This window comes from Pseudomonas sp. (genome assembly GCF_035277045.1).
Lineage (GTDB): Bacteria > Pseudomonadota > Gammaproteobacteria > Pseudomonadales > Pseudomonadaceae > Aquipseudomonas.
In genome coordinates this window covers 1-9771 of sequence record NZ_DATELE010000213.1, presented here as the reverse complement: position 1 = coordinate 9771, position 9771 = coordinate 1, and the positions used below count along the sequence as shown (strand labels likewise).

The following is a 9771-nucleotide window of genomic DNA, read 5'->3' as shown; positions in this document are numbered from 1 at the left end:
AACCCCGCCAGGAATGCGGACACGACCGTCACGTTCGACAAGCTCACTGGCAAAGGCGAACAGGCCAAGGTCGTCGAACGGCGCCGGATCACGGTCATGATTCACCCCCGCTGAAATGCCACCTGGCAGCAAGAACGACCGCTACACGGCGAAGGAGAGCCAGATGAAGTATTTCAACGACCTGAGAAGCTACATCGCCGGACTGGATGCACTGGGCGACATCATGCACGTCCACTGGGAGGTCGATGGCGACCTGGAGCCTGGGGCGATCACCCGCCGCAGCTACGAAATCCAGGCACCGGCGCCGCTGTTCGAGAACATCGCCGGAACCGCCCCGGGCTTTCGCATCCTGGGTGCCCCGGCAGCCTTGTCTTCGCGCGCGGATATGCCGTATGCCCGGGTCGCGATGTCGCTGGGACTGGCGCCAACGTTGACCGGCCCCGAAATCGTTACGGCGCTCGCCGACACCCGCAACGTGCCCTACCAGAAACCGCTGCTGGTCGATCCGGCAGGCGCCCCGTGTCGACAGCACGTGCTGCTCGGCGACGAAGCGACACTGGACAAGTTCCCGATTCCCTTCGCCCATGACCAGGATGGCGGCCGTTACGCCAATACCTGGGGCACCTTGATCGTCAAGACACCGGACGGCCGCTGGATCAACTGGTCGATTGCCCGGGTGATGAAAGTCGACGGCAAGCGCATGGTCGGCCTCATGGTGCCAAGCCAGCATATCGGACAGATCTGGACCGAGTGGGTCGCGCTGGGCAAGCCCATGCCCTACGCCCTGGTACAGGGACCCGCCCCGGCGATCTCCTGCATATCCGGGATGCCGCTGCCGGCCGAAGTGGACGAAGCCGACTACATCGGCGCACTCGCAGGCGCACCCGTCGAGCTGGTGAAAGCGCTGACCGTCGACCTTGAGGTGCCGGCGACCGCAGAGATCGTCATCGAAGGCCATGTGTCGATCGAGCGCGATTGCATGGAAGGCCCTTATGGCGAATACGGGGGCTATCTGGGCGCGGGTTCGTCCGCCCAGCCGACCTTCCATGTGGAAGCCATCACCCACCGCGACGACCCGATCTGGCCGTTGGTCGTGGCCGGGCGCCCGACGGATGAATCCCACACCGTCTGGGCAATCGGCATCGCCGCGGATGCCCTGTCGCACCTGCGTGACGCCGGGTTGCCGGTCACCACCGTCTGGGCGCCTGAAGCGGCCGCGGTGCACTGGTTCCTTGCGGTGGCTCCCCGTGACTGGCGCGAGCGCTTGCCTGGCGTTACCAGCGAGGAATTTGCGCAGCGGGTCGGGGAAGTGCTGTTCAAGACCGATGCAATGCTCTTCGTGCCGCAGATCTACCTGGTCGATGACGACATCGATCCCACCAGCCTGACCGATGTCGTCTGGGCGCTCGCTACCCGCGTCCATCCCACCGGGCGCCGCGCGGTGTTCGAGGACCAGCGCATCGTGCGGCTGCCGCAGTGCTACACCGAGGACGAATACGTGGCGCGTCGTGGACCGAAGGTGGTGTTCGACACGCTGCAGCCGCAGGCGCGGCCGTTGCATTCCTCGTTCGAGCAGGCCTATCCGCCGGCACTGAAGCGGCGCGTGCTGGATAACTGGCCGGAGTAGCCCTGCACGCGGGGTCAACAGCAGGGGGTGCTGATCGTTACTCTAAACGTAATGATCAGCCATCCCCCTTGATTGATGCACCCGACCCCACCCCCTAAGGTGGCTTCACGACAGCGCAACTGTGGAGCCCCCAATGACAACAAGACCAACCCCTGCGCCGCAATGGTCGCGCCGGCGTGCCGAGAAACAGCGTCGCCTTGACCAGGTACGCCACCTGGCCGACGGCCCGGTCCTGCCAAGCGAGCGCATCGTCGAGGCGCTGGAAGCCCTGCTCGCACCCGGCGACCGCGTGGTCCTGGAAGGCAACAACCAGAAGCAGGCCGACTTCCTCTCACGCTCGCTGGCCAAGGTCGATCCAGGCCTCTTGCATGACCTGCACATGATCATGCCCAGTGTCAGCCGCGCGGAACACCTGGACCTGTTCGAACGCGGCATTGCCCGCAAGCTCGACTTCTCCTTCGCCGGGCCGCAGAGCCTGCGCATCAGCCAGCTGCTCGACGACGGCCTGCTGGAAGTGGGCGCCATCCACACCTACATCGAACTGTACTCGCGGCTGCTGGTGGACCTGATCCCCAACGTGGTGCTGGCGGCGGGCTTCATGGCCGACCGCGAGGGCAACATCTATACCGGTCCCAGCACCGAAGACACCCCGGCCCTGGTCGAGCCCGCCGCCTTCAGCGACGGTATCGTCATCGTCCAGGTCAACCAGCTGGTGGACAGCGTCGACGATTTGCCGCGTGTCGATATCCCGGCCTCGTGGGTGGACTTCGTGGTGGTCGCCGACAAGCCGTTCTACATCGAGCCGCTGTTCACCCGCGACCCGCGCCACATCAAGCCGGTGCACGTGCTGATGGCGATGATGGCGATCCGTGGCATCTACGAGAAGCACAACGTCCAGTCACTGAACCACGGCATCGGCTTCAACACCGCCGCCATCGAGCTGATCCTGCCCACCTACGGCGAGTCCCTGGGCCTGAAAGGCAAGATCTGCCGCAACTGGACGCTCAACCCGCACCCGACCCTGATTCCGGCCATCGAGACCGGCTGGGTGCAGAGCGTGCATTGCTTCGGCACCGAGCTGGGCATGGAGGACTACATCGCCCAGCGCCCGGACGTGTTCTTCACCGGCCGCGACGGCTCAATGCGCTCGAACCGCATGATGTGCCAGCTGGCAGGGCAGTACGCGGTGGACCTGTTCATCGGCGCGACCCTGCAGGTGGATGGCGATGGCCATTCCTCGACCGTCACTCGCGGGCGCCTGGCCGGTTTCGGTGGCGCGCCCAACATGGGCCACGACCCGCGCGGGCGGCGCCATGCGACGCCAGCCTGGCTGGACATGACCACCCCGGACACGATGCTCGAACGCGGCAAGAAGCTGGTGGTGCAGATGGTCGAGACCTTCCAGGAAGGCGGCAAGCCAACCTTCGTGGAAACCCTCGATGCGGTCGAGGTCGCCAGGAAGACCGGCATGCCTCTGGCCCCGGTGATGATCTACGGCGACGACGTCACCCACCTGCTGACCGAGGAAGGCATCGCCTACCTCTACAAGGCCCGCAGCCTTGAAGAGCGGCAGAAGATGATCGCCGCCGTGGCCGGGGTGACCGCCATCGGCTTGCGCCACGACCCGAAGGACACCCAGCGCATGCGCCAGGAAGGCCTGATCGCCTTGCCGGAGGACCTGGGCATTCACCGCAACCAGGCCAGCCGCACGCTGCTGGCCGCCAAGAGCATCGCAGAGCTGGTCGAGTGGTCCGGCGGCCTCTACAACCCACCCGCACGCTTCAGGAGCTGGTAATGAGCGCACTTGTCCGCAATCACCCGCTGCCCCAGCCCCTGCCGCTCTCCGACAGCCTGGCCGACCTGGCCGTCGAAGCCCTCATCGACGAGGCGGACCTGTCACCCAAGCCCGGCCTGGTCGACCGCCGCGGCCGTGGCGCGCACCGCGACCTGAGCCTTGAGCTGATGCATGCCTCGGCCCTGGCCCTATGGCCATGCTTCCGGGAGATGGCCGACGCCGCCCAGGCGCATGCCGCGATCTCCGCGCCGCTGCGCCTCGAACTGGGCCGCATCGGCCGTGAGGGGGAAGCCGAAATGCTGGCGGCCACCGGTGGCGTCAACACCCACCGCGGCGCGATCTGGGCGCTGGGCCTGCTGGTGGCGGCCAGGGCGCTGCAACCCGCGCCGGTCGAAGCCGCCACCCTGGCATGGCGCGCCGGGCGCATCGCCCTGATCGACGATCCCGCCGCACCCCGCGCGGCCAGCCACGGCAGCCAGGTGTGTCAGCGCTATGCGGTGCGCGGCGCGCGGGAAGAAGCGCAGCTGGGTTTCCCGACGCTGATCGAGCACGGCTTGCCGCAACTGCTGCGCAGCCGTGCCGCCGGGGTCAGCGAGCCCCATGCGCGACTCGATGCGCTGCTGGCCCTGATGTCGAAACTCGATGACACCTGCGTGCTCTGGCGTGCCGGCATGGACGGCCTGACCGCCCTGCGGCAAGGCGCCGAGGCGGTGCTGCAGGCGGGCGGCAGCGCCAGCCTCGCCGGCCGCCGCCAGTTGCGGGCGCTCGACGCCCGCCTGTTGCAACTTAACGCCTCACCGGGCGGCGCCGCCGACTTGCTGGCCGCCTGCCTGTTCCTCGACAAAGCCGGGAGCCTGTGACATGGAAACCCTCAACTTCCACTTTCCCGCGGGCCAGCCGGGCCGGGGCCGCACCCTGGTGGGCTGCGTCAGCTCGGGTGACCTTGAAGTGCTGATCGAGCCCGGCACGCCCGGTACCCTGGCGGTCCAGGTGATCACCTCGGTGAGCGGCAGCGCGCCACGCTGGGCCCAGGTGCTGCAACGCCTGCTCGAAGGCCGGACCCTTCCAGCCCTGAACATCGACATCCATGACTTCGGCGCCACGCCCGGGGTCGTGCGCCTGCGCCTGGAACAAGGCTTCGAGGAGATCGCCCATGACTGACATCGCCCGCCTGCTCGAAGCGCGCAGCTTCGTCGAACTCGGTGCCCGCCAGCGGGCGAGGGCGCTGCTGGATGACGGCAGCTTCCGCGAGCTGCCCGGTCCCTTCGACCGGGTCATGTCACCCTGGCTGGAACAGCAGGGCATCGTGCCTCAGGCCGATGACGGTGTGATCATCGCCAAAGGCCGTATCGACGGGCGTCCCGTGCTGGTTGCCGCGATCGAAGGCGGCTTTCAGGGCGGCAGCCTGGGCGAGGTTGGCGGCGCCAAGATCGCCGCGGCACTGGAGCTGGCAATCGAAGACAACCAGCAAGGTATTCCGACCTGCGCCGTGCTGTTGCTGGAAACCGGCGGCGTGCGCCTGCAGGAAGCCAACCTGGGCCTGGCCGCCATCGCCGAGATCCAGGCCGCCATCGTTGGGCTGCGCAGTCACCAGCCGGTGATCGGCCTGATCGCCGGCCCGGTGGGCTGCTTCGGCGGCATGTCGATTGCGGCCGGGCTGTGCAGCCATCTGGTCGTGACCCAGGAAGCCCGGCTGGGCCTCAACGGCCCGCAAGTGATCGAGCAGGAAGCCGGCATCGAGGAATACGACTCCCGCGACCGCCCGTTCATCTGGAGCCTGACCGGCGGCGAGCAGCGCATGGCCAGCGGATTGGTGGAAGCGTACGTGGCAGATGACATCGAACAGATCCGCGGCACCGTGCAAGGCCTGCTGGCCAGCCCTGGCAGCGCGCAACCACGCAGCGGCCGGCATGCCTGGTTCCTTGAGCGGCTGGCGCGCCTGGGCAGCGACTGCGAACACATCGACGCCGCCGACGTGCGCGGCCTGTATCAGGGAGACCGGACATGAGCAGAGCACTGAACTGGCTGACGGCCCTGGCCGATGGCGCGCCCCAGGCGGGCTTTCCGGCGTCCGTCCGGGTCGTCGATGGCGAGCTGGACAATCGTCTGACCCGCTTCATCGCCGTGGTGCCAGACGCCAGCAACCCGTTCCCGCGTGCCCGCAATGGCGAGGTGGGGCTGCTCGAAGGCTGGGGCCTGGCCAAGGCGGTGGATGAGGCAATCGAGGCGGACAGCGAGCGTGAAGAGAAACGGGCCCTGGTCGCGGTGATCGATGTGCCCAGCCAGGCCTACGGCCGGCGCGAGGAGGCCTTGGGCATTCACCAGGCCCTGGCCGGCGCCGTGGATGCCTATGCCCGGGCGCGCCTGGCAGGCCACCCGGTGATCGGCTTGCTGGTGGGCAAGGCGATGTCCGGCGCGTTCCTGGCCCACGGCTACCAGGCCCAGCGGCTGATTGCCCTGGATGATGGCGGCGTGATGGTTCACGCCATGGGCAAGGCCGCCGCCGCGCGCATTACCCTGCGCAGCGTCGAAGCGCTGGAAGCCTTGGCGGCCAAGGTGCCGCCGATGGCCTATGACCTCGACAGCTATGCTTCGCTTGGCTTGCTCTGGGAGCGGCTGGCGGTCGAGGCGGTGGAGTCGCCGAGCGCCACCGATCTTGTCCGCACTCGCGCGTGCCTGGGCCAGGCGATACGCGATATCGGCACCAGCACCGACCTGTCTTCGCGCCTTGGCGGCAAGAACCGGCAAGCGTCGAGCCGCGTACGGGACATCCTGCGCGCGCAATGGCAGGAGGCGTGAACATGCCCTCGCCACGTCCTCACGATCTGCTATGGGGCCTGTCGCCACAGGCCTTGCCGGAGGATGCGCCGGCCTGGGCCCGTGAGGTGCTGGCCAGCGGGCAGCCCGTGGTGGTGCGGCGCGCGGTGTGCGCGCCGGGGCGGGTGCCGGTGGGCCTGCGGGGGGCTGCCCGATCGCAGCGTCTCGCGCTGGAAATGGCCTTGGTCGACATCCGGCGGATCCTGCGTCCCGAAGTGTTGAAGGTGCGTGATTGCGCAGGGCTGCCCGCCGCGCTGCAGGCCCTTGTGACGGTCGCTCCCTTGCTGGACGCGACCGGCCTGGCGTGGGGGCCAACTGGCGGCGTGGGTTATCAGCTCGCCACCGGTGTACCCGTGGTGCACGCCGCCAGTGATCTTGACCTGCTGCTGCGAACGCCCACTTTGCTCGATCGGAGTGACGCTCGCCGGTTGCTGACCGCGCTGCAGGGCGCGGCATGCCCGATCGACCTGCAACTGGAAACGCCGCACGGCTCGGTAGCGCTGCGGGAATGGGCGGGCGAGGCTCGTCAGGTGCTGCTCAAGTCATCGTCTGGCCCTTGCCTGGTCAGCAACCCGTGGCAGGCTGCGGAGTGTGCGGCGTGAGCAGCCTGTTCGCCTTTCCCGGCCAAGGCGCCCAGCAGCCCGGCATGCTGCACCGCCTGCCTCGGGAGGCAAGCGGCTATTTGCGGCAGGCCAGCGATGCGCTTGGCGAGGATATCCTGGCGCTGGACAGCCCCGAGGCCTTGCAGGGCACCCGCGCGGTTCAGCTGTGCCTGCTTGTCGCCGGTGTCGCCAGCGCGCGTTGGCTGATGCAGCGCAGCCCCGCGCCGGACTACGTGGCCGGGCTGTCCATTGGTGCCTACGCGGCGGCGGTGGTCGCCGATGCGCTGGACTTCGCCGATGCCGTGCGGCTGGTCGCGCTGAGGGGCGAGTTGATGCAGGGTGCCTATCCCCAGGGCTACGGCATGACTGCCTTGAGCGGCCCTGATCTTGGCCAGGTCGAGCAGCTGCTGGCCGAGGTGGGTGGCGAGGTGTTCATCGCCAACCTCAACGCCGAGCACCAGCTTGTCATCGCAGGCAGCGAGGTGGCGATGGCCGCGGTGGCCGAGCAGGCGCGCGAACGGGGACTGGGCACTGCCAGCCGTCTCGCCGTCAGCGTGCCCTCCCACTGCCCGTTGCTGGAGGCGCCGGCCCGGGCGCTGGCAGAGGCGTTCACGCGCATCGAGCTACGCCGGCCCACCATCCGCTACCTGAGCGGCAGCTCCGCGCGATTGGTGGTTGACCCGGAACGCCTGCGCGATGACCTGGCGTGGAACATGGCCAGGGTCGTCGACTGGCGTGCTACGTTGCGCAACGCCTACGAGCGCGGCGTGCGCCTGCATATCGAGATGCCACCCGGCAGCGTGCTCAGCGGCCTGGCGCGGCGAATCATGGAGCAGGGCAGGGTGGTGGCAGTCGACGGCACCCGCGCCGACACGCTGGACGCATTGCTGCGTCAGGAGGTAAGCCACAGCCGATAGACCGCGTTGCCTTTCGAAGGACAAAAACAAGCAACTTCGACACAACCTGAGGATAACAACAATGATCATTTACGGTGTGGCTCTGCTGGCCGTGTGCACCCTGGCGGGTGTCATCGTCGGCGACTTCCTGGGCATGCTGCTGGGCGTGAAATCCAACGTGGGCGGTGTGGGCATCGCCATGATCCTGCTGATCTGCGCGCGGCTCTACATGCATCGCCAGGGCGGCATGAGCAAGGAATGCGAACTGGGTGTCGGCTTCTGGGGCGCCATGTACATCCCGGTGGTGGTCGCCATGGCCGCCCAGCAGAACGTGGTCACCGCCTTGCATGGCGGGCCGGTCGCCATCCTCGCGGCGATCGGCGCGGTGCTGGTCTGCGGGGTGACCATCGCGGTGATCAGCCGCAGCCACCGCGGCGAGCCCCTGCCGCCGCTCGAACCGCCGGTTGACACCGCCTCTCACACCGTTGCCGCCGCGGGAGGTCGCTGATCATGTGGCCCGTTATCGAAAACGCACTGGAACACAACGGCCTGATCACCGCGTTCGCGGTGGTGGGCGGGATCATGTGGGTGTCGGTCGTGCTGTCGAAGTACCTCACCTTTGGCCGCGTGCATGGCTCGGCGATCGCCATCGTCATCGGCCTGGTGCTCGCCTGGGTCGGCGGTACGCTGACCGGCGGGCAGAAGGGCCTGGCGGACATGGCCCTGTTCTCCGGCATCGGCCTGATGGGCGGGGCCATGCTCAGGGACTTCGCCATCGTCGCGACGGCCTTTGAAGTGCAGGCCACCGAAGCCCGCAAGGCCGGCATGATCGGCGCCGTGGCCTTGTTGCTGGGCACGGTGCTGCCCTTCATCGTCGGTGCGGGCGTGGCCTGGGTCTTCGGCTACCGCGATGCGGTGAGCATGACTACCATCGGCGCGGGTGCCGTGACCTACATCGTCGGGCCCGTGACCGGTGCGGCGCTTGGGGCGAGTTCCGATGTGATGGCGCTGTCGATCGCCACCGGGCTGATCAAGGCGATCCTGGTGATGGTCTTCACGCCGGTGTCGGCGCGGCTGCTGGCGCTGGACAATCCACGCTCGGCGATGGTTTTCGGCGGCCTGGCCGGCACCGTGTCCGGCGTCACCGCTGGCCTCGCGGCGACCGACCGGCGCCTGGTGCCGTATGGCGCGCTCACCGCCACCTTCCATACCGGGCTGGGATGCCTGATGGGGCCATCGATCCTGTACTTCTGCGTGCGCGGCCTGGTGGGCTGACGCCAGCGTGTCAGGGGGCCGGGTGGCGCTGCTCGATCGCCGCCCGGCTGTACATCCGGCACTCCGCCACTAACGCCAGCAGGTTAGGGTCCCGCTCGCGCGCCTTCAGAAACACCACGCCAATGTGCTGCTGCAGGTGATAGCGCGCCTGCAGGCGGATCAACCGCACGCGGTTCTCGTACACCGCCGCGATCCGCCCCGGCAGCAGCGCGTAGCCCACGCCCGAGCTGACCATGCTGAGCAAGGTGAAGATATCGTTCACCTGCATCGCCACCTTTGGCTCGAACCCCGCCTGTTCGAACACCCGCGAGCCATCGCGGTGGGTGGCGAAGCCCTGGGTCAGGGTGATGAAGGTGGAGTCCGCGAGGTCCGCCAGGTCCACCTCGTCCTGCAAGGCGAACGGCGAGTCGGTCGGCACTGCCAGGAAGATATCGTCGGAGAACAGCGGCAAGTGCTCGCAGGCCGGATCATTGACGCTATCGTCCAGGGACACCAGGATCGCGTCCAGCTCGAAGTTCTTCAGGCGGTACAGCAGGTCGACGTTCGAGCCCAGTGTCAGGTCGATGTTCAGCTCGCTGCGGCGCAGCTTCAGGCCCATGATCAGCTTGGGCACGGTCTTCACGGTCAGGGAGTACAGCGCGCCGAGCTTGAAGCGCTCGGATGAGAATCCCGCGGCTTCGCGGGTCAGCCGGACCATTTCCGCGGCATCGGTGATCAGTTGGCGGGCCTGCTTTTCCAGCACATAGGCGCTTTCCAGCG

The 9771-nt window shown here is 67.8% G+C and carries 11 protein-coding genes; 10 read left to right on the top strand and 1 reads right to left on the bottom strand.

Translation table 11 applies throughout. The annotated features are described in order from the left end of the window. Positions 1–163: 163 nt before the first annotated feature. From VJS90_RS12135 to madM, 10 genes are all read left to right on the top strand, one after another. On the top strand, positions 164–1627 hold the full coding sequence (locus VJS90_RS12135) for a UbiD family decarboxylase (protein WP_324121899.1): 1464 nt from the start codon (positions 164–166) through the stop codon (positions 1625–1627). A 133-nt stretch (positions 1628–1760) separates the two neighbouring features. Further along, the gene (gene mdcA / locus VJS90_RS12130; RefSeq protein ID WP_324121898.1) at positions 1761–3422 is read left to right on the top strand and encodes a malonate decarboxylase subunit alpha; all 1662 of its coding nucleotides are present in this window, start codon (positions 1761–1763) and stop codon (positions 3420–3422) included. Continuing rightward, entirely contained in the window at positions 3422–4282 is an 861-nt protein-coding gene (locus VJS90_RS12125; protein ID WP_324121897.1) for a triphosphoribosyl-dephospho-CoA synthase, read from the top strand. Before mdcA ends, VJS90_RS12125 begins: the two co-directional genes overlap by 1 nt. A 1-nt stretch (position 4283) precedes the next feature. Continuing rightward, complete coding sequence (locus tag VJS90_RS12120; RefSeq protein ID WP_324121896.1) at positions 4284–4583, top strand: malonate decarboxylase subunit delta; 300 nt, start codon at positions 4284–4286, stop codon at positions 4581–4583. Next, a complete protein-coding gene (locus VJS90_RS12115; protein ID WP_324121895.1) occupies positions 4576–5430 on the top strand; it encodes a biotin-independent malonate decarboxylase subunit beta in 855 nt (284 codons plus the stop codon). Before VJS90_RS12120 ends, VJS90_RS12115 begins: the two co-directional genes overlap by 8 nt. Next, positions 5427–6221, top strand: a complete 795-nt coding sequence (mdcE, locus tag VJS90_RS12110) for a biotin-independent malonate decarboxylase subunit gamma (RefSeq protein WP_324121894.1) — start codon at positions 5427–5429, stop codon at positions 6219–6221. The genes VJS90_RS12115 and mdcE overlap by 4 nt, the downstream gene beginning before the upstream one ends. A 2-nt stretch (positions 6222–6223) precedes the next feature. Then, a complete protein-coding gene (locus tag VJS90_RS12105) occupies positions 6224–6841 on the top strand; it encodes a malonate decarboxylase holo-ACP synthase (RefSeq protein ID WP_324121893.1) in 618 nt (205 codons plus the stop codon). Beyond that, the gene (gene mdcH, locus VJS90_RS12100; protein ID WP_324121892.1) at positions 6838–7758 is read left to right on the top strand and encodes a malonate decarboxylase subunit epsilon; all 921 of its coding nucleotides are present in this window, start codon (positions 6838–6840) and stop codon (positions 7756–7758) included. Before VJS90_RS12105 ends, mdcH begins: the two co-directional genes overlap by 4 nt. A 61-nt stretch (positions 7759–7819) precedes the next feature. Further along, positions 7820–8245, top strand: coding sequence for a malonate transporter subunit MadL (madL, locus tag VJS90_RS12095; RefSeq protein WP_324121891.1), 426 nt, complete (start codon positions 7820–7822; stop codon positions 8243–8245). 2 nt (positions 8246–8247) lie between these two features. Further along, entirely contained in the window at positions 8248–9012 is a 765-nt protein-coding gene (madM, locus tag VJS90_RS12090; protein WP_324121890.1) for a malonate transporter subunit MadM, read from the top strand. A 10-nt stretch (positions 9013–9022) separates the two neighbouring features. On the opposite strand, the gene VJS90_RS12085 is transcribed toward madM, so the two are convergent. Continuing rightward, positions 9023–9771, bottom strand: a 749-nt coding sequence (locus VJS90_RS12085; protein WP_324121889.1) for a LysR substrate-binding domain-containing protein, incomplete at its 5' end; no start/stop codon positions are given.

Excerpts from the sequence above, each read along its gene's own strand:
- VJS90_RS12125 (WP_324121897.1), top strand. The coding sequence starts at position 3,422 with ATGAGCGCACTTGTCCGCAATCACCCGCTGCCCCAGCCCCTGCCGCTC.
- madM (WP_324121890.1), top strand. The coding sequence starts at position 8,248 with ATGTGGCCCGTTATCGAAAACGCACTGGAACACAACGGCCTGATCACC.
- mdcA (WP_324121898.1), top strand. The coding sequence starts at position 1,761 with ATGACAACAAGACCAACCCCTGCGCCGCAATGGTCGCGCCGGCGTGCC.
- mdcE (WP_324121894.1), top strand. The coding sequence starts at position 5,427 with ATGAGCAGAGCACTGAACTGGCTGACGGCCCTGGCCGATGGCGCGCCC.
- madL (WP_324121891.1), top strand. The coding sequence starts at position 7,820 with ATGATCATTTACGGTGTGGCTCTGCTGGCCGTGTGCACCCTGGCGGGT.
- VJS90_RS12135 (WP_324121899.1), top strand. The coding sequence starts at position 164 with ATGAAGTATTTCAACGACCTGAGAAGCTACATCGCCGGACTGGATGCA.
- VJS90_RS12115 (WP_324121895.1), top strand. The coding sequence starts at position 4,576 with ATGACTGACATCGCCCGCCTGCTCGAAGCGCGCAGCTTCGTCGAACTC.
- VJS90_RS12120 (WP_324121896.1), top strand. The coding sequence starts at position 4,284 with ATGGAAACCCTCAACTTCCACTTTCCCGCGGGCCAGCCGGGCCGGGGC.
- VJS90_RS12105 (WP_324121893.1), top strand. The coding sequence starts at position 6,224 with ATGCCCTCGCCACGTCCTCACGATCTGCTATGGGGCCTGTCGCCACAG.